At 39.0% G+C, this 20,370-nt stretch carries 13 protein-coding genes and 1 pseudogene; 3 read left to right on the top strand and 11 right to left on the bottom strand.

The window, feature by feature from the left end:
* The first annotated feature begins 173 nt into the window (after positions 1-173).
* From rplM to rpsB, 3 genes are all read left to right on the top strand, one after another.
* The gene (gene rplM, locus AAHI02_RS11280; protein WP_042722889.1) at positions 174-629 is read left to right on the top strand and encodes a 50S ribosomal protein L13; all 456 of its coding nucleotides are present in this window, start codon (positions 174-176) and stop codon (positions 627-629) included.
* Positions 630-635: 6 nt separating this feature from the next.
* Positions 636-1,022, top strand: coding sequence for a 30S ribosomal protein S9 (gene rpsI, locus AAHI02_RS11275; RefSeq protein ID WP_042722891.1), 387 nt, complete (start codon positions 636-638; stop codon positions 1,020-1,022).
* Positions 1,023-1,221: 199 nt separating this feature from the next.
* Entirely contained in the window at positions 1,222-1,983 is a 762-nt protein-coding gene (gene rpsB / locus AAHI02_RS11270) for a 30S ribosomal protein S2 (RefSeq protein ID WP_346983333.1), read from the top strand.
* Positions 1,984-2,122: 139 nt separating this feature from the next.
* Here rpsB and AAHI02_RS11265 read toward each other — a convergent pair whose 3' ends face one another.
* From AAHI02_RS11265 to tsf, 11 genes and pseudogenes are all read right to left on the bottom strand, one after another.
* Positions 2,123-2,518 carry a DUF6759 domain-containing protein gene (locus AAHI02_RS11265; protein ID WP_346983332.1) on the bottom strand — a complete coding sequence of 132 codons (396 nt, stop codon included), beginning with the start codon at positions 2,516-2,518 and terminating at the stop codon, positions 2,123-2,125.
* Between the two features lie 9 nt (positions 2,519-2,527).
* Positions 2,528-3,193 carry a DUF6759 domain-containing protein gene (locus tag AAHI02_RS11260; protein WP_346983331.1) on the bottom strand — a complete coding sequence of 222 codons (666 nt, stop codon included), beginning with the start codon at positions 3,191-3,193 and terminating at the stop codon, positions 2,528-2,530.
* 149 nt (positions 3,194-3,342) lie between these two features.
* Positions 3,343-4,020: a tRNA (guanosine(46)-N7)-methyltransferase TrmB gene (gene trmB, locus AAHI02_RS11255; protein WP_346983330.1), complete on the bottom strand. Its 678-nt coding sequence runs from the start codon at positions 4,018-4,020 to the stop codon at positions 3,343-3,345.
* 75 nt (positions 4,021-4,095) lie between these two features.
* Positions 4,096-4,884 (bottom strand): DUF6759 domain-containing protein, encoded by a 789-nt coding sequence (locus tag AAHI02_RS11250; protein WP_346983329.1) that lies wholly within the window; start codon positions 4,882-4,884, stop codon positions 4,096-4,098.
* A 168-nt stretch (positions 4,885-5,052) separates the two neighbouring features.
* Positions 5,053-5,841, bottom strand: coding sequence for a hypothetical protein (locus tag AAHI02_RS11245; RefSeq protein WP_346983328.1), 789 nt, complete (start codon positions 5,839-5,841; stop codon positions 5,053-5,055).
* 143 nt (positions 5,842-5,984) lie between these two features.
* Entirely contained in the window at positions 5,985-9,032 is a 3,048-nt protein-coding gene (locus tag AAHI02_RS11240) for a T9SS type B sorting domain-containing protein (RefSeq protein ID WP_346983327.1), read from the bottom strand.
* Positions 8,971-9,387: a hypothetical protein gene (locus AAHI02_RS11235; RefSeq protein ID WP_346983326.1), complete on the bottom strand. Its 417-nt coding sequence runs from the start codon at positions 9,385-9,387 to the stop codon at positions 8,971-8,973. The genes AAHI02_RS11240 and AAHI02_RS11235 overlap by 62 nt, the downstream gene beginning before the upstream one ends.
* Before the next feature lie 103 nt (positions 9,388-9,490).
* Positions 9,491-12,076 carry a T9SS type B sorting domain-containing protein gene (locus AAHI02_RS11230; protein ID WP_346983325.1) on the bottom strand — a complete coding sequence of 862 codons (2,586 nt, stop codon included), beginning with the start codon at positions 12,074-12,076 and terminating at the stop codon, positions 9,491-9,493.
* A gap of 575 nt (positions 12,077-12,651) precedes the next feature.
* The gene (locus AAHI02_RS11225; protein ID WP_346983324.1) at positions 12,652-15,792 is read right to left on the bottom strand and encodes a gliding motility-associated C-terminal domain-containing protein; all 3,141 of its coding nucleotides are present in this window, start codon (positions 15,790-15,792) and stop codon (positions 12,652-12,654) included.
* Positions 15,793-15,868: 76 nt separating this feature from the next.
* Complete coding sequence (locus tag AAHI02_RS11220) at positions 15,869-19,237, bottom strand: T9SS type B sorting domain-containing protein (protein ID WP_346983323.1); 3,369 nt, start codon at positions 19,235-19,237, stop codon at positions 15,869-15,871.
* 193 nt (positions 19,238-19,430) lie between these two features.
* Positions 19,431-20,256 (bottom strand): annotated as a pseudogene (tsf, locus tag AAHI02_RS11215) (translation elongation factor Ts).
* Positions 20,257-20,370 lie beyond the last annotated feature (114 nt).

Below are 20,370 nucleotides of genomic sequence, written 5' to 3'. Positions count from 1 at the left end.
TTCATTCTTATCAATATTGCTCTACTCATTTTTTATATGATAACAGACTAAATATCTTGATTTTATGTTTACAGGTGTAATAATTCTAAGATATGTTTTTGGGTTACCAAAATAATTTGTACCTTTGCACACCCTTTTAAGGGAAAATTATGTTTAATCTTTAACTAAAACGTGTGAATACATTAAGTTACAAAACTGTTTCAGCGAACAAAGCTACTGCTAATAAAGAATGGGTTGTGGTAGACGCTGAAGGACAACCGTTGGGAAGACTAGCTTCTACGGTTGCAAAGATTTTGAGAGGTAAGCACAAAACAAACTTTACACCTCACGTAGATTGTGGTGATAACGTTATCGTTTTGAACGCTGGGAAAGTTACCCTTTCCGGAAACAAGTGGAACGACAAGACTTATATCTGGCATACAGGATACCCTGGAGGACAGAAGTCTATGACTGCGGCTGAACTTCAGAAAAAAGATTCTTTAAAAGTATTGGAAAAATCTGTAAAAGGTATGTTGCCTAAAAACAGATTGGGAGCTGCTTTATTAAAGAACCTTTATCTATATGAAGGAACTGAGCACAAACATGAAGCTCAACAGCCAAAAACAATTAATGTTAACGAATTTAAATAATTAATTATGTCTATAGTTCACAAAATCGGAAGAAGAAAAACTTCTGTAGCTAGAGTTTATGTAAGACCAGGTTCTGGAAACATTACAGTAAACGGTAAAGATGCTGCAACTTATTTCTCTACAGACGTGATGGTTTACAAATTAAACCAGCCGTTCATCCTTTCTGAAACTGTTGGTCAGTACGACGTTACCGTAAACGTATTCGGTGGTGGAAATACAGGTCAGGCAGAAGCTATCAGATTAGGTATTTCTAGAGCGCTTTGCGAAATTAATGCTGAATTCAGATTAGCTTTAAAACCTGCAGGTTTACTTACAAGAGATGCAAGAATGGTAGAAAGAAAGAAGCCAGGTCAGAAAAAAGCAAGAAAGAGATTCCAATTCTCAAAACGTTAAGAATTGCGGTAAGCTTAAAGCAATATGCAATAAGCTATTTGAACTTATTAAAATTTTTAATCCGCTTGAAAGCTTACAGCTTAATGCCTAAAGCTTAAAGCAACTTTGCCCGTTATGTTTAGCATCCAAACATTTCTCCCATCTAAAGAAATTGTTGATTGTTTAAAAAACGGAAAGTAAACTAACAAAAACAGAAAACATGGCAAAAGCAAATGTAAAAGACCTTTTAGAGGCTGGCGTACACTTCGGTCACATGACCAGAAAGTGGAACCCAAATATGGCTCCATACATTTTTATGGAGAAAAACGGTATTCACATTGTAGACTTACATAAAACAGCAGTTAAATTGGATGAAGCTTGTAGCGCTTTAGAAAAATTAACTTCTGCAGGTAAAAAAGTTCTTTTCGTAGCAACTAAAAAGCAAGCGAAAGAAGTAGTGGCAAAACACGCTGCTGAACTTAATATGCCTTATATCACAGAAAGATGGCCGGGAGGTATGTTGACGAATTTCGTTACAATCAGAAAGGCTGTTAAAAAAATGAACTCCATCGACAAAATGAAAAAAGATGGAACGTTCGAAACTTTATCTAAAAAAGAAAGATTACAGGTAGACAGACAAAGAGCTAATCTTGAGAAGAACTTAGGTTCTATCGCTGACATGGTGAGACTTCCATCTGCTGTATTTGTAGTTGATATCTTGAGAGAACACATCGCTGTAACTGAAGCTAAAAAATTAGGTATCCCGGTTTTCGGTATCGTTGATACAAACTCTGATCCTAGAAAAGTAGACTTCGTAATTCCAGGGAATGATGATGCTTCTAAATCTATTGATATGATCCTTAGCGTAGTTTCTGAATCTATCAAAGAAGGTCAGTCTCAGAGAAAAGCTGATAAAGAAAAATCTAAAGAAGAAGGAGAAGTAGTATCTGCTGATAAAGATGCTGACTTTGATGGAGAATAATTAAGATTTTCTTACCATACAAAACCGCGCCGAACGTAAGATTCGGCGCGGTTTCTTTTGTTATATATAAAGCCATGGTCAATTGGAAACCGTCACTTTATAAGAACTTTCTATAAATTTTGTTTTTTGATAAACCGTGTTACACACCATTCCCGACAGGTTGTAATTCTGATTTTTTAGGAACCATCACTGAGCTTGATTTATAGGCTGCGATAGGTATTTTCTTAAAATAATTAGTGCCGCTTATTGTCATAACCGTATTACAACGTGAATTATTTTCTATCGTTATTGAGGTCCTGGGATCGTCAGAAGAATCATTCAGCAAATAGGTTAAAACCTGCGCTGTCTCAGATTTATATGTTTTCAATAATGCCTCATACTCTCTTTCAACCTGAGCCGTAGAAGTTGTACTGCTTCCTGTATTTGTGGAAATAGGATGGGGTTTCCTGACAGGGTAGTTTGTCTTATGATTTGTAGTGCCACAACTATTCAGGAGCAGAATAAAAACTACTGAAAAAGGAATGTATTTCTTCATATTGCTACATTATATCTGCAAATGTAGTCTTTTTACTTTTTTTACTGAAGTTTTGCCTGTCGCAGGTTTAGGATTGTTTATCGTTAAAAACAGACTCTTGTTAATCTCTTTTTTTGAAGAATAAACAACATCACAGACATTGCCATTCAATGTGTAAGTGCCTTTATTTATTACAATAAAATTTTCACCTTTTGCCGGGACGGCCATATTATAAAAATCTTTTCCCTGAATTTTCAGGACAAGATTGCAGTCAGATTGATTTTTAAATAAGAGAATAACTTCCTTACTGTTGATGTCTTCATTGAACATGGCATTCAACAGCTTTACCGTTTTATCTTTATGTTCCTGTGACGTTGATGCGATCAGACGTTTGAATTCTTCGGCCTCTTCTGAGTTGGGCCTTCTGATGGCATCGCTTGGGATTTCGGAAATTACAGGTCTGGCTTCCATAGGTTTGGCATTCTTCTTTCCTTTGGTCCATTCAGCATTTTTCAAGGCAATAAGTTTAGGCTTCAGGACGCTTCTTTTCGGGTCATCAGGATGAGTCGTAGCCAGGTAGTTTTCGATTTCCTTGATGTCTGTACTTTCTAAAATGTTGTGGGAATGGTTTTCAACGCTTGTGCTTTTACAGGCGAAAAGCGTACATAACAAAATAATAAAGATGTTTTTTTTCATGACTGATTTTTTAATGTGTTTTATACGAACAAGAATGTAAGGATGTATAATTTACATCCTTTATAGTGAGCAACGATAAGTTGCTTACATGCGATAAGTTAGATTTGTAATAGCGGGTATTGTTTTTTTTTTCATCATTTTTTTGTTTTTTAATTAATTCTGAACTTGATATAAGTAATCGTTTTCCCTTTAGCAGAAAACAATTCTTCGTAATAAGTTTTGATGTCCCTTAAATGCGGGGTGTCAGGGTCGTATTCCGGTGCGCCATAGATATCATGATGTGCAGTAATGATTTCATATCCGGCACCCTGCAGAAAGCCAAGAGTATAACCGTGAAGGAATTCAGAATCTGTTTTTAAATGAATAATGCCGCCGGGCTTCAGGAATTTTTTATATCTGTTTAGAAAGTCGGGATGCGTAAGCCTGTGCTTGGTACGCTTGTATTTGATCTGAGGATCCGGGAACGTGATCCATATCTCATCTACTTCATTTTCACCAAAGAAATAGTCTACCAGCTCAATCTGAGTTCTCAAAAAACCAACATTGTGCATCTGGCTTTCATGGGCTTCTTTAGCGCCGAACCAGAATCTGGCACCTTTAATGTCAATTCCGATAAAGTTTTTCTCAGGAAAGGTTTTAGCGAGTCCTACAGAATATTCTCCCTTACCACAACCCAGTTCAAGAACGATCGGGTGATCATTCTTAAAGAATTCTGTTCTCCATTTTCCTTTAAGGTCAAAACCATTCAGGGCATCTTCTCTTGTCGGCTGAATAACGTTTGGTAATGTCTTGTTTTCTGCGAATCTTGCTAATTTATTTTTACCCATAGACACTTCTAAAATCTTGCAAAAATAGCGATTTTTATAGATATTTTGTTTAAATGGTAAAATTAAAATTAAGATTTATTTCTTGGATGAGCTGCCGAGAGCAACCATTAAAGGTTTCTGTATTGTTTTTTGAGATGCGTACTGAGCTCCGCATACAATGCTTGTAAAAAGATAATCTCCTTTCTGCACCACAATAGAATTGTCTCCGTGGGCGGGAACAGGAAGCCTGTACTTCGTGACACCGATGCCTTCCATTCTTACAATAATATTACAGTCAGATTTGTTTTCAATCATTACAATACATTCTTTGGCTGTGGGATCGTTATCAAAAAGAGAGTTCAATATTTTTACGGTTTTATTTTTATGCTCTACAGGGTTTTCTGCCATCAGCATATTGAACTCCGAAGCTTCGGTGTCGGGAATTGCAACAGTCTTTGCTGTTGGGGTGGAGACGGTAGGAGCTATATACACATTTTGCGGATTACTCGGAGTGTAAACGACAGCAGATTGACCGACCTGTAATTCTTTCTGATATTTTGCAATTTGCTTTTTCCTGATATTGGCATTCAGTTCCTCGAAAGATATTTTTGTGGAAGGGCGCCGTCTCAGCATGGCAAGCCAGTCCTGCATCTGTTTTACTTTTGTGTCACCGGGCTTGGCATTTTTAATGTATTCCTTCATCATATCCATGACGCGTGGCTTCAGAACAGATCTTCTGGGATCGTCGGGGTGCGCATCCCTCAGGAATGCATTGATTTCATAGATATTTTTACTTTTTAATATATCACTGTAGTCTTTACCTTTTTTCTGAGCTGAAATATTGACAAAGAGTATTGCGCTAAAAATCAGAAGTATCTTTTTCATTCACTGTCGTTAAAATTATTATCAAATTAAGGTGTCTGAAATATAACGGAAATTATGAGGTTTTCTGCGAAGGTCATTAAATTGTGATAAAAATAAGTATAATTTTTAAAAACAAAAAATGCATACTACAACGGGCAATATGCATTTTGGGGTGTTATGGGTGATGTATTATTTTACAACTTCCTGAAGGTGAGAATTTCTGAGTCTTCTCTGATAGATAGGCAGATATTTCTCTATCGGAATTTTTACAGCCTCGAAATTACCGGTTATAATATAAGGTTCTATATTTTCTGAAGTATATACAAACTGAAGAAAGTTATCAATAAGATTTTCAGGAATTTTAAACTTGATAAAATAGTCTTTTCCCAGATAGTTTTTAATCTGATTTACGGAGCTATTCATTTTTTCATACGCCATATAGCGCTGTTTCTTCTTGCGTTCACCGGAAAGGATATCGTAAATACTTTCTAGGCTGAAGGTTAATCCGCCATCTCTCAATCCTGCCACAGGGAGCTGAGGAGGTGTGCCGTCTCCTTTAGGTTCGGGAAGTCCGATCACTTTTTTTATAGCCAGTGCCTTATCTTCTTTTCGGATGGCATTTACATCGTATCTGAGATTTCCGGTAGGCTTAAACCTGTTGATCACAACTTCCTGAATATCATGATATGCTATTTTTAGTTCGATTAAATTTCTCTGCCCGATCATTTGAGGGGTCAGTTTAATATCCTTTCTTTCGGTGACAATTGATGTGAATCGTATCACATCGCCGCTATTGGCGGAAATCGTAAAATCACCATTGAAATCACTGAGAACGGTGTTCTGAGTAGTAAGATTGGTGACGTACACCTGATTAAGATATAAAACGGAATTATCTCTTAAAAAAACTTCACCGGAATAGGACTGCGCGTTAATTTTCACCAGAAAAACCAACACCAATAGTGTAAATAGCTTATTCATATAATTAGGGCAAAATTACGCAGAATTGTATCAATTTATACCTATTTTAGTAGTGAACAGTGGTTAAAGTTATATTAAACTTTGCTTTATAATTGTTAATGAATGTTATAAATATTTATTTTAAATGAAATTTTAGCTTTGATTTAATAATTTTTCACGAGCAGCCAGCTTGAATATTTTACGGTTGTTTTTCCGCCGAATTCAGTCCAGCTGATGAAATACCAGTAGGTTGCAGTATTTACGTGTCTTCCTGTAATCATTCCGTCCCAGATAAATTTGTTAGTGGGAGTTCCTCTGAAAACTTCGGCGCCATATCGGTCGAATATTCTGAATACGATATTGTCATTATTCATCAATGATGAATAATCAATCACATCGTTGTATCCATCCTGATTAGGCGTAATGGTATTGATAAGGTTGATAATCACAAAATCCTTTGTCACCTCATTGCATCGGTTCGAATCCCGAACATGTACAGTATGATTTCCGCGAGGCACATTTACAAAAACATTCGAACTTTGCCAGTTGTTGCCGTCCAGGGAATATTCATAGGGAGGAGTTCCTCCGCTTACCCCGATTGTAACGGTGCTTCCGCTTATCTCAATCAGCGAAATGACAGGAAGTACAGACTCTGTAACCGTCACATTCTGTCTATAGGTACAGCCTCCAAAAGTAAGGTCTACCCAATAATCGCCGGGGCCGACATTGTTGATGGAAGGCGTTGTTGCTCCGGTATTCCATAAATAACTGTCAAAACCGGGGCCTGCATCCAACATGGTTTTTGTTTTGGGACAGATTACTTTATTGACCAGAATGTCGGAATGCTTCGGTATTTTAATATTAATGATAATGGAAGCAATATTGGGGCAGAATCCTGATTTCTCAAAACGGACGTAAATTGTCTGTGTTCCTGTAATGTCTATTGGGTTTGAGGATACTGCAGTATTATTTTGTGCATCTGACAGAGTAGGATGAAATGTTACCGTCACAAGCGGATCTGTCGTGAACTGACTGATATATGTTGATAGGTCAATCGTCTTTGTACCATCCAGATTATCGTCACATACTGAAACGGAATATGATGTTTTAATAAGAGGGATTTTAGCGCCAATCGTAAAGACGAGAGGTTTCACTACCGGAGCACATCCATCCGGAGAGTCTACTCTTATGTAGATAGTGGTAGTCGCTGTATAAGACCAGTTGTTGGGAAGTGTATTATTGTTCCCGGCATTTGCATCATTAATATTTCCATAATATCTTACCCCTGGAAAATAACCTGGATTACTCAGCACAATAGGGGTAATATTCGATAAAACCACATTGATGATACCGTCCAGATTATCATCGCAAAATGATCCTGTATAGTTAGAAAAGACTGTGGCATAAGGATATAAATGAAGAGTAATTTGTGCAATATTTTTACAGCCCAGACTGTTTTTTACTACGGCGTAAACAATCGTTCCATTGGTAGCCGTATAGTTGGAAGAGGTTGTAATATTCGTTCCGGGAGTTTCATTCTGCGCAGCCGGTAAAGATGGATAATAGGTAATGGTTACGGGAGAATTACTTGTTACATTGGCGGTTGTTAAATTAAATATTCCCTGTCCCGATCCGTTGTCGCAAGCATTAAGAGTTACGTTGTTCACCGTTATGGTCTGAATATTAATCGTTACCGTTACCGTCTCGCAATCCGGAAGATTGGGGTCATTTCCGCAGAAAGTATAGGTAAATGTATCTGTTCCTGCTGTCCCCGGATTGGTAACAGTATAGGTGATCACTCCTGTACTGGCGTTCACTGTTGCTGTTCCCAAAGTTGGTGCAGTAAGGATGGAAACTGTTGAAGGAAGAGGTGTTTGTGCGGAAGATGTAAATGCTGGGGTAATGGTTTTTGTCGTACAGACATCATAGGCTATTGATGAAAGCTTAGTACAGTTCAGAACCTTATACTGCTCGGTCACCAATGGAGCACAACTTCCCATCGTTACCGAGCAGGTGTAATATCCTGATTGGGTAGGGGTGATTGATGGGTTTGTTGCTCCAGGAATGATATTTCCGTTATTGTACCATTGATACGTATCGTAAATAATAGGATCGACTGTAAGAATAATTCCGGGCACGCAATCTCCGCCTGATTTTAAAATCACCGGCTGGGTAGGAAATCCTGCGAAAAATCCTCCGTATCCTACAGCGTCACTTCCTGCATTGATTCCCGCCATGATTGCTTTGGATGAAACAACTGTTATGGTACCTGTTGTATTCGGAATGCCATAGGTTACCCAGTTGTTGGTGCCTGTCATATTAAAAGGTCCTGTAGTGGCGGGCGGTACCCCTCCGTTTACGGTAACTACAGCGCCACGTTCGGTGATAAGATTTAATTTTGTAGGAATATTTAAAATTCCCGTTGGATTTCCGTTGGAATACACGAAATTTTCATCAATAAAACCGAGCTCATTGATCTGTTTGGGAAGGTAGCAGTTTAATGCCGGAATAAAATTGAAGCCTCCGGTTGCGACCTCGTTTCCTGCAGTACTTGCTCCTGCCAGTACCTGATAGATATAAGCATTTTTCGAAGTTCTGATATACAGATTGTAATGTCCGTTTCCCTGAAGCTTATATTTCGAATCCGGGATCATAAAATACTGCCCGATATTTAAAGTGGCAATAGGCAGTGTTTCGTCATTCACACGGACTTCAGTATTGTTTTCTGTGGCAATTACCAGCGCTCCTTCCATATTGGAACCTATACTGCCATTACCTTTTACAAGGGCAAATTCATTTCCGAGCCGTTCTACAGGAACCGACTGGTCCATAAGGATATCCGAGCTGGTAGGGAAATTTCCCGCATACTGCCCGTTGAAGTTCCCGTTTGTGACATTTACGGGTTTGTCAGAAACTATTTTTGCTCCGATAAATCCATCGGAATTTCCTGCAATATTTCCGATACCGTCGATAATGTATGATTGTCCTTTGTTTAAAGTAAAAGTAATTGTCGGGTTTGTAACTCCTGTTGTTCCGTTGGAAAACTGCACTACAGGCTTATATCCGGAAATGGTAACGGTTGTGTTGTCTTCTGTTGCCAGCACACTCGTCATAAAATTCAGAATGCTGTTATTTACGGTAATCGGTGCATTAGCAGCGTAAAAAAAGCTTTCCGGTGGATGGAATTCCTTTTGATGTAATGATTTCCGCATGATTGTACACGGAAAATCTTAAATTGGCATAAAACGGAAATTCTGCTTTTACATAAATTCCTTTTGTAGTGGGCGTAAACAAATCCGTTTGTAATGTGGTAATAATAAAATCCCGGGGGATGTCAATCTTCTGAGGATTTCCTTTGCTGATATTAACTGTAGCGATAAGAACATTATTATTATAAATGCTTACCGGGAAACTCGTAATACGATTGGTGGAAAGATATAATTTCTGGTAAGGGTTGGCGTTTCCGGTTCTGTCTACCATAGGTGCGAACCAATGCTCCCTGTCCAATTGTGCAAATGCAAAGGTGAAAAAATAAAATATTAATAAAAAAGATAGAATTTTCTTCATTCAGATATTGCTTTTGTCACAAATTTAATAATAATATCCATTACCTTATTGAAAATATACAAAAAACCATAACGCTCGGTTATGGTTTCTGTATATCTGAATATTAATCAATGTTTTTTACCAGAATCCAGCCGGAATATTTTACCTGGGTTTGCGCTTTATTAGGCTCTGTCCAGGTGATTTCGTACCAATAGGTTGCGGTTGGAATCTTCTTGCCGTACATTGTTCCGTCCCATCGATAAGAATTAAACTGATTGGCCTGATGTACTTTATTGCCATATCTGTCATAAATATTGAATACCAGGTTTTTCTTATAGGATAGCTCAGAATAATCAATATAATCATTTTTGTTGTCTCCGTTCGGTGTGATGGCGTTCAGTAAATTAGGAACGGTGACTGTGACATCAATCGGTTCACAATTGTAAAAATCTTTTACATAAATGTTGTTTTCACCTCTCGGAAGATTGTCAAAGAAGTTTGAATCCTGCCAGTTGAGACCGTCCAGAGAATATTTGTATGGAGGTGTTCCTCCGACTGCGGTTACGGTGATTGTATTATTTTTGATCTCAAGATTCGAGATAACAGGTTGGGTAGCCTGTATTACGTTCACATTTTGTCTTGTAAAGCATTCTCCTGTTTTCAGATTTACCCAATAGGTTCCCACTCCTGCATTGATCGTCTGGCTTGTCTCTCCGGTACTCCATTGATAAGCATCAAATCCGGGGCCTGCATCAAGAGTAGCTTTATTTTCGATACAAATGATTTTATCACTTAAGACCGTAGATTTTACCGGCGGAATGACCATCAGCGTGATTTCGGCAATATTAAAACATCCGTTGGAGTTAATCACCTTTACATAAACTTTAGTATTGGAAGAAATGAATGCTGATGCAGGCGAAATTTCATTCGTTCCGTTGTTGAGGTCTGTCAGAGTCCGGTAATATTTTTTAATCAGCCCGGTTTGAGTGGTGAATCCTGAAGTTTCAAGGTTAAAGGATGCGGTATTGGGATTGGATTCAATAGGGCAGGATCTCACTATCACGTTGGTTACTTTAGGATTAGGATCTACAATAAGGCTCATGGTAACCTGCTCGCAGCCTACACCGCTTATTGGATTGGCGCAAAAGTGATATACCATCGTATCTGTCCCGGAAAATCCCGGATTAGGTGTGTAGGTGATATTTCCTGTGGCGGGATCTAATGTAGCGGTTCCGTTGTTTGGTGGCGTGTCAATTGTTGCTGTACCTAAAACAACAGGAACATTATGATTGGTAAACTGCGGAACAATTGTTTTCTGAGTATCACAAATGATTAAGCTCTTTGTCACCTGTTCGTAGCAGGATTCTACAACGAAAAGCGGTGTTGAGGTAAAGCAACTTCCCATTCCTACTTTTACCGTGTAGGTTCCGGCCTGCATTGGAGTGTATGTGTGGCCGGTGGCTCCGGGAATTGGGGTGGTGCCTATGTACCACTGATAAGAATCAAAACTGTCACCTGTTTCCAGAACAGCTCCGGGGATACAGTCTTCGCCCGATTTAGTGATCGCCGGAACAGAAGTAAATCCTGCAAAATAACCTCCATATCCTACAAAGCCACTGCCTCCGGCAATTCCTGCTGTTACTGCTTTTGTTGAGGTAATGGTTACATTTCCCGTAACGCCTGCAAGAGAATAGGATTCCCAGCCAAGAGTTCCGGTGACGTTATACGGTCCCTGAGCTGCTGTCGGTATTACACCGTTTACGGTAACGACGGCACCTTTTTCCGTTAGAATATTTAGTTTAATATTATTGTTGCTCTGAGTGTTTGGTGCCAGGGGAAGCATTGAAATCAAACCGATTTCATCAATTTTCCTGGGCAGCAGGCAGCTCAAAGGCGGAATGTAATTAAACCCGATAGTAGCGCTGGTTGTAGCCGTTCCTGCAAGAAGCTGATATACATACACATTTTTGGAGGTCTTGATATACATATTGTAATGTCCTGCTCCCTGATCGATATAATTATTATTGTTGACTTCATTTACCCTGTAGTGTTCCCCTTCATTAATAGTTGTCACTGCTACAGGATTATCGTTGACATAGATCTGGGTATTATCTTCAGTAGCTACGATAAGGGCATCTTCGGTTGCTGCAGAAATATTTCCGTAGCCTTTTACAAGAACAAATTCATTCCCAAGTCTGTCTGTAGGAACCGACTGATCCATCACGATATCTCCGCCCGTCAAAGGGGTTCCGAGATTATATTCCCCCAGGAAGTTTCCGTTGGTTACAGAGATTGGTTTGTCAGAGACAATTTTGGCACCGATAAAGCCTTTCAGGTTTCCGGGTTGGTTTCCTCTGCCTTCTATAATATAAGATTGCCCTTTGTTCAGGGTTATATTTAAAGTAGGAGAAACTGCACCGGTCACTCCGTTTGTAAAAGAAACGGTTGGGGCATATCCTGAGACCGTAACCGTTGTATTATCTTCGGTGGCAAGGACGCCGGTGGTGAAGTTCATTCCACTGGTAGAATTGGTGATAGGAGCGACAACTGCATAGAATTTTTTTCCGATACCTGCTTTTCCTTTAGACGTTAAAATTTCACCATGTGCAGGAACGGTAAACCTGAATGTCGCAAAAAAGGGTTTTGTTCCTTTTAAATAAAGACCTTTACTACCTACTGTGAAAAGATCTGCAGAAGAGGATCCGATCATGTCTGCAGCATTAATATAGTAGTATTGCGGGTTACCTTTGCTAATCGTAATAGTCGTAATAACCGTATTGTTATTATAGATTTCAACAGGAAAGGGAACTGTAGAATCTGTTGACAGGTAGACAGCCTGTTTTGCTGAAGAGGACAGACTAGCCGCTGAAAAGGGAGCAAACCAATGTTCAGTATCTCTTTGTGCCGAGATGTGGTTAAATGTAAATAGAAATAAAATAATAAAGTAAAGCTGTTTTTTTCATAGCAATCTGTTTAGTTTTTTTAGCAAAAATAGATTTTTATTTTGTAAATGGTATAAAAAATTCAAAAAATATAGCATAATAGCCATGTTTTTACTAATGATATATTTCTCTGCAATTGTCTTGCACCGAGTGTATCGGATACCTTACATCGGGCGGTGCATGCCTCTTGCATCGGGCGTCACAATCACCTTGCATCGGACGATATAAGTTCCTTATAAAATATAGCGAGGGATTCTCAATTTCTGACGGGACTAACCTTAATGATAAATTAGATCCCAAAAAAAAGCTGTCTTTACGACAGCCTGGGTATTTGAATCAGCTTTTAATTAATGTTTTTCACTAATATCCAGCCGGTGTATTTGATCGGTGTTTTCTCTTTATTGGTTTCATTCCAGTTGATGTGGTACCAGTAGGTTCCGGTGATGAGTTTTTTGTCATAATGTTTTCCGTCCCACTTGTAGTTACTGAATTTATCTCCTGTAAATATTTTGTTTCCGTATCTGTCGTAGATTACAAACGAAAGATTTTCTTTGTAGGCAAGTTCACTGTAATCAATGAAGTCATTCTTGTTGTCACCATTAGGAGTGATGGCATTGATCAGATTCGGTACCGTTACTTCAACGAATACCGGCGTACAGTTATAAGAATCTTTTACATAGAAAATATGCTGTCCTCTGGATAGTCCGGTGAATACATTGGAATCCTGCCAGTTGGTAGGTGAATCTACCGCATACTGATAAGGGCCTTGTCCGCCTGTCACATGAACGGTTGCGGTGTTATTTGAAATTTCAATTTCAGTAATGACCGGAGCTTCGGCTTTCTTTACATGTATAAATTGTTTCACAAAGCATCCGTTGTCTTCCAGAATTACCCAATATTCTCCTACTGTGACCCCTTCCAATACCTGTGTTGTAGCGCCGGTATTCCACTCATAAGATTCATAGCCGGGGCCTGCATCAAGATTTGTTCTTCCTTCGATACAGATGATTTTGTCTGTGAGTAGTTCAGATCTGTTGGGAGGAATTACCTTTAAATTGATTTTTGCGATAGTGTAGCACTGATTGCTGTTGTAAACCCTTGCAAAGACAGCACCATCTCCCGAAATATACAAATCAGAGACAAGTATTTCATTGGTTCCGTTGCTGGCATCTACAAACGTAGGATAATATTTTTTTGTAACAGGGCTTTCGGTTGTTACACTGGCCAGGTTTAAATTAAATTTAGCTTTTGTTTCATCAGCTTCCAGGAAGCATTCACTTAAAGTCGCTTCGTTTACCACAGGGGAAGGCAGGAATGATAATGTTATTTTGGCAGTTCCCACACAGCCTTCATTGGTCGTGACTCTTACATAGACAAATCCTTCTGTTGAAAGATAATTCGTAGGATTGGCAATCTGGTTTGTGCTTGCATTAAGATCGTTCAGAGTTGGGTAGAACTTCTTGGTCACCGGATTATACATAGTAACATTTGCGGTCGTAAGATCGAAGAAGCCTTTACCGTTGTATTGGCATGCCTTTATGGTAGTATCTGTTAAAATGAAAGGAACTACATTTAAGTTTAATGTCACATGTTCACAGTCGATAAATTCGGGAGCATTGCCACAGAACTGGTAAACGATAGTATCCGGACCGATGTATCCCGAATTCGGAATGTACGTGATCTGTCCTGTAGCAGGATTCAGTGTAGCTGTTCCGTGGGTAGGGTGGGTAAGGATGGTCACGGTACTTGCTACCGGAGTCTGCGTAGTATTGAATGAAAACGCAGGGACAATTACTTTGGTTGCGCAGGCACTCAGATTGGCAGTCGTATTTCTGATACATGAGAAAACTTTGTAAATAGGCGTAGTCTCCGCCTGGCATGTTCCCACAGTTACTTTTACCGTATAATTTCCTGCCTGAGTCGGGGTATATACATTTTGTGTAGCACCCGGTATTGAAACATTATTCAAAAACCACTGATAGGTCTCAAAGCTGTCATCAACCTCAAGAACTATTCCCGGAACACATTCTCCTGATTGTTTTGCAATTACCGGGATGGATGAAAACCCGGCAAAATATCCTCCGTATCCTACAACTCCACTTCCTCCTGCGATACCTGCAGTTACGGCTTTCGTAGAGTGTACGGAGATATTGCCTGTTAGTCCGGGTATAGAGTAAGTGACCCAGTTTGAGGTACCTTGCACAGGATATGGTCCCTGTGCTGCCGTTGGTGTGATTGGGGCGCCGCTTCCTGTATTATAGGTAACTGTAGCTCCTGCTTCTGTAATAATGTTTAATTTAATATCATTTAAACTTCCGTTAAGATTGTTAATTAAGGCAATCTCATCTATTTTATTTGGTAAAAAACAGTTCAAAGGTGGAATATAATTATAGCCCAAGGTTGCAATACTGGTTGCCAGACCTGCGAGAAGCTGATAGACATATACATTTTTAGAGGTCTTAATGTGCATGTTGTAATGCCCATTACCCTGATCTATATAATTCACATTATTCGCCGGGACTCCCGCATTCGGACCGTTTACTCTGTAAAACTGCCCTTCATTGAGTGTTGCTACTACCGGACCGCCGTTAATTTGTACTTCTGTATTATTTTCAGTGGCAATAATGATTGCGTCTTCCATCTGCGCAGATACATTGCCATTTCCTTTTACTACAATAAACTCGTTTCCTAATCTGTCTACGGGTACAGACTGATCCATAATGATATCAGAACTTGATCCGACAGGTCCCCACGAAAACTGACCATTGAAGTTACCATTGGTTACTGAAATCGGCTTGTCAGATTCAATTTTAGCACCGATAAAGCCTGTTGCATTTCCGGATTGGTTTCCTATTCCTTCAATGATGTAAGATTCTCCTTTATTCAGGGTGAAAGACATGGAAGGGGTATTGGCTCCGGTAGTTCCGTTAGAGAATATTACACTGGATGAATATCCTGAAACCGTAACGACGGTGTTGTTTTCCGTTGCTAGAATTCCTGTCATGAAGTTATAGATAGCTCCGCCCCCGATATCTGTAATCGGCGTTGCAGCTGCATAGAATTTTTTACCGATTCCTGCCTTTCCTTTGGAAGTGATGATTTCACCGTGGCTGGGAATTGAAAATCTAAGATTGGCATAATAAGGTTTAGTTCCCTTTGTATAAAGCCCTTTTGCAATCGGTTGGAAAAGATCGTTCTGTAATGTTGTGATAATATTTGAATTACCGCTTGTGATCGGAATATTATAAATTACCGGTGAACCTTTAACGACAGTTACCGTTTGGATTACTACATTATTATTGTAAATATCAACATCAAAAGGAACGGTAGAATCGGTAGAGAAATAAATTGACTGGCTGTTTGCGCCACCGTTCAGACCTGTTCTGTTCATCATTGGCGCGAACCAATGTTCTGTATCTCGCTGGGCAAAAACAGTATTAATTGCCAAAAGCATTAATACGAAAGATAGTAGAAATCTTTTCATATGGAATGGATTATGATTTCTACAAAAATAAACTTTTATTTAATACATTATTAATAAATCATAAAGAAAGTTAATTTTATTCACGATTTTTAATCAATAGCCATCCTGAATATGAAACTGGTAATTTTGTATCCGGTTCTGTCCATTTTAATAAATACCAGTAGGTTCCTGTAGATAAAGGCCTTCCGTTCAGCTTTCCGTCCCAGGTGTAATTCTTATCGGAAGATCTGTAAACAGGAGTTCCGTATCGGTCTACAACTTCTATCGAAACATTTTGTTTGATCCTGAGATCAGAATAGTTCAGAATATCATTGATGCCGTCTCCATTCGGGGTGATTGCATTAATAAGGTTTAACACTAAAAATTCTTTAACAACCGCAAAACAGCGGTCTGCACCCAGAACATATACGGAATGCATTCCTCGGGATAAGCCTGTAAATACGTTCGATGTCTGATAATCAATTCCGTTTAAAGAGTATTGGTAAGGAGGTTGTCCTCCGGAAACAAAAATGGTGGCATTATATCCGGAAACTTCAATTTTATTAATGACAGGAGACTGAACCGTAGAGACATCCACCGATTGGCGATAGATACACCCGTTGAATTCAAGATCTACATAATAATTTCCTGCGCCTGCTATTATAGTCTGGGTGGTTGCTCCGGTACTCCATTTATACGATGTAAAACCTGGTCCGGCATCTAAAATAACTTTTTGGTCATTGCACACAATCTGATCTTTCAGTATAGTCGATTTTTTCGGCGCCTTCATATTAATGGTTAAAATACCTGTATTGGGGCATTCCGTTGCGCTGGTAAATCTTATGTAAAATATAGTAGTAGATGCATTGACTGACTGGGCCGGAGATATGGCATTTGTTCCTGCCTGTGCATTGGCAAGTGTAGTGTAGAATGTCAGAGTAACACCTGCATTTGTTGTAAACAGGTTTTTATAATCATTTAAGTTTACACTTTCAGAGCCGTTGATATCGTTGTCACAAACTTCAGCATTGGCTGCTGAGGTAAGTAATGTAATTCTGTTACCTGTTTTAAAGTTAATCTGTCCGAAAGCAGGAGGGCAGTTTCCTGTAAGGGCATCTACGCGCACATATACTGTTGTGTTGGTAGTATAGGTCCAGGCGGTTGGTAAGTTGTTGGCATTTCCGGCATTGGCATCTGTCTGCAGGAGATAGTATCTGACATTAAAATTAGCAGGATTGGTAACAATAGTTGAGGTGACTGTGGAGAAATTAACATTAACGATTCCGTCGAAGTTATCATCACAGAGCGTAGCATTGAAATTTGCGGTATTAACAGTCGGGGAAGGGGTAGTGGTTAATGTGATCTGTGCCACTTTTGTGCATCCATATTGAGAAGTAACGTTGGCATAAACAATCCCTGCCGGTCCGCTATAAGCCGAAGAATTGGCAATCGGAGTTCCCGTTAAGGCTGCATTTGTAAAATACTGAACCGTAACTCCGGAATCCGGGGTAACATTAACGGAAGTCAGATTGAAAGTTCCGTTACCGTTTGAATCTGCGCAGGATGTTAATGAACCGTTTATTGTTTGTAAAACATCTATATTAATAATTATTTTAAAATACTCGAAATCGGCGGGATTGCCATTTCCTTCAGCGTAGTAGATAAAAGTATCTGTTGCATCTGATGTAAGCCCGGGGTTGGGAGCATAAGTAATTTGCCCTGTTGCAGGATTTACCGTTGCCGTTCCTGAAGTTGGTGCTGAAATAATACTGGTGTGGGAAGGTACAATGGCCTGAGTTGATGTAGTAAAAGCGGGAGAAATAACTTTCGTATTACAGGAACCGATATTGTAGGTTGTAGTCGTAATAGGCGGACACAAAGTATAATTATAGCCGGTTGTCAGTTTAGATTCGCAGTTGTTTTTCGTTACGAGGCAAGTATATGTTCCGGCTCCATATAATTCCGGATTGATAGAATACGAAGTTGCACCGGAAATAATGTTTCCGTTCAGGTACCATTGATATCCGTCGTAAGTATTGTCTACCTGTAATAATATTCCAAGATAGCAATCTCCTGTTTTTGAAATGACAGGGATTGAGGAAAATCCGGCGAAATATCCGCCATATCCTACCGCGCCGCTACCGGCTGCGATTCCTGCCGTAACTGATTTTGTAGAGTTTACCGTAATGGTTCCCGAAACACTGGGAATAGAATAAGTAACCCAGTTTGGGTTTCCGTTTACAGGAACAGGACCGTTGTTTGCGGCAATTGGGTTTCCATTTAATGTAACTGTTGCACCGGTCTGTGTAATGATGTTGAGCCTTGTACTGTAAGTCTGGCTTCCTATTCTGTTGATAAATCCTATTTCATCAATTTTATTGGGGAGAAAGCAGCTTAATGGCGGAATAAAATTCATGCCTCCTGTAGGATATTCATTGCCGGTTGAGATTCCTGCCAGAAACTGATATACATACACATTTTTATTGGTGGAAATTCCCATATTGTAATTTCCGTTTCCCTGATTAATGTAGTTGGAGCTAGGAATCATATAGTATTGACCCGTATTTAGCGTAATTCCGGAATTCACACCGTTAACAGTGATTTGCGTATTGTCTTCAGTAGCCACAACCAAAGCTGATTCCATTTGTGATGCTACGGTACCATTGCCCTTTACCACCACGAAGTCTTTTCCAAGCCTGTCGACCGGCACAGCCTGATCCATGAGAATGTCGTTGTTGCTAAGGCCATTATCGGGGTAGTGCATTCCGTTAAAATTACCATTGGTCACAGATACTGGTTTTGTTGCCACAATCTTTGCCCCGATTAATCCATCAAGATTGTAAGGGCTGTCTACAGCTAAAGCATCTAATATATATGATTGTCCTTTATTGAGAGTAAAGCTTTTTGTAGGGGTTGACGAGCCGTCAGAAAAAATAACATTGGGATTGTATCCTGAAATGACAACTGCTGTATTGTCTTCAGTTGCTGTAACTCCGATGGTTGAATTTATTATGGGAATACTTACATTCGGGGAATTACTGTTATTAGGAGCCATTGCGGCATAAAAAGTAGTACCCAATCCTGCTAAACCTTTCGACGTGATGATTTCCGCATGGTTCAGAAGCGAAAATCTGTAATTGGCAAAGAATTTTTTTGAACCGTTTACATACATTCCCATAGAATTCGGGATGAAAAGATCCTGCTGGTTCGTAGTAATCAGAAAGTTGTTCGGAATTGATACTTGTGTGGGATTGCCTTTACTAACCTGTACAGTGGTATATAAGGTATTGTTATTGAAAATCTGTACATTAAAAGGAGTTGTTTCATTGGTTGAAAGATACAAATAACCTTGCAATCCTGCATCGCCTACTTTTGAAGCCATGGGTGCAAACCAATGATCTGTATCAAGCTGAGCATTAAACAATAAACAAAGAAAAGTGCAGATGGTTAGTAGAAGTTTTTTCATGTTTCCCAATAAAGAATGCAAATGTAAGTATTAAGCATGAATTATTTGTATTAAATTAACAATTAGGCTGCGTAATTTATTCTTTAATTGAATATTTAATAAATTTTTAATGTATAATAACATCTCATAATTGTGAAATGCATAAAAAATCCCGATGAAACTCACCGGGATCTTTTATTTTTAAATCAGAAGATTATAAGCTTACTCTTACAAATCCTGTTACTTTAAGATCAGCATTTACAGATTTTACATAATCAGCAACTGAGATACTTCCGTCTTTAATGAAAGACTGGTGTACCAAAGTGTTGTCTTTGTAGAATCTCTGCATTTTACCTTTAAGGATATTCTCGATAATATTTTCAGGTTTTCCTTCTTTAATAAGAAGCTCTCTTTCGATTTCCAGTTCTTTATCGATAGTAGCCTGAGAAACAGTAGTTTCGTCAAGAGCAATCGGGTTCATAGCAGCAACCTGCATAGAAACAGCTTTTGCAGCTTCAGAAGCTCCTTCTACGTTAGCAGAAAGTGCTGTAATAGCAGCGATTTTGTTTCCCGCGTGGATATAAGCTCCCAAGAAAGGTCCTTCGATTCTTTCGAATGCTCCGATCTCGATTTTTTCACCGATAACACCTGTTTGCTCGATTAATTTCTCAGCAACAGTGATTCCGTGGAAATCTGTAGCCAATAATTCTTCTTTAGTAGCAGCGAAAATTGCCATTTCAGCCAATTCATAAGCTAGCTCGATGAAAGCTTCGTTTTTACCAACGAAGTCAGTCTCGCAGTTTAAAGAGATAATAGCACCTAAAGTGTTATCTTCGTTTACTCTAGCGATTACTGCACCTTCAGTAGACTCTCTGTCAGCTCTATTAGCTGCAACTTTCTGTCCTTTTTTTCTAAGGATATCTACCGCTTTTTCGAAATCTCCTTCAGCCTCAACTAAAGCTTTTTTTGCAGTCCATCATACCTGCACCTGTTTGGTTTCTCAATTTTGCTACGTCTGCAGCAGCTGGTGTATAAGACATAATATCTATTATTTTTTTATTTTAGATTAGTATTAATTTTTAGCTTAATTTTAAAGCAGTGCAAAGATAATGATTTTAATGACAAACTAAAAAATGACTTTTTGCGTTATTTAC

It is taken from the genome of Chryseobacterium sp. POE27 (genome assembly GCF_039727685.1).
In the GTDB taxonomy this organism is placed as follows: Bacteria; Bacteroidota; Bacteroidia; order Flavobacteriales; family Weeksellaceae; genus Chryseobacterium.
The sequence above is the reverse complement of the archived record's forward strand: the minus strand, read 5'-3'. Positions and strand labels throughout refer to the sequence as shown.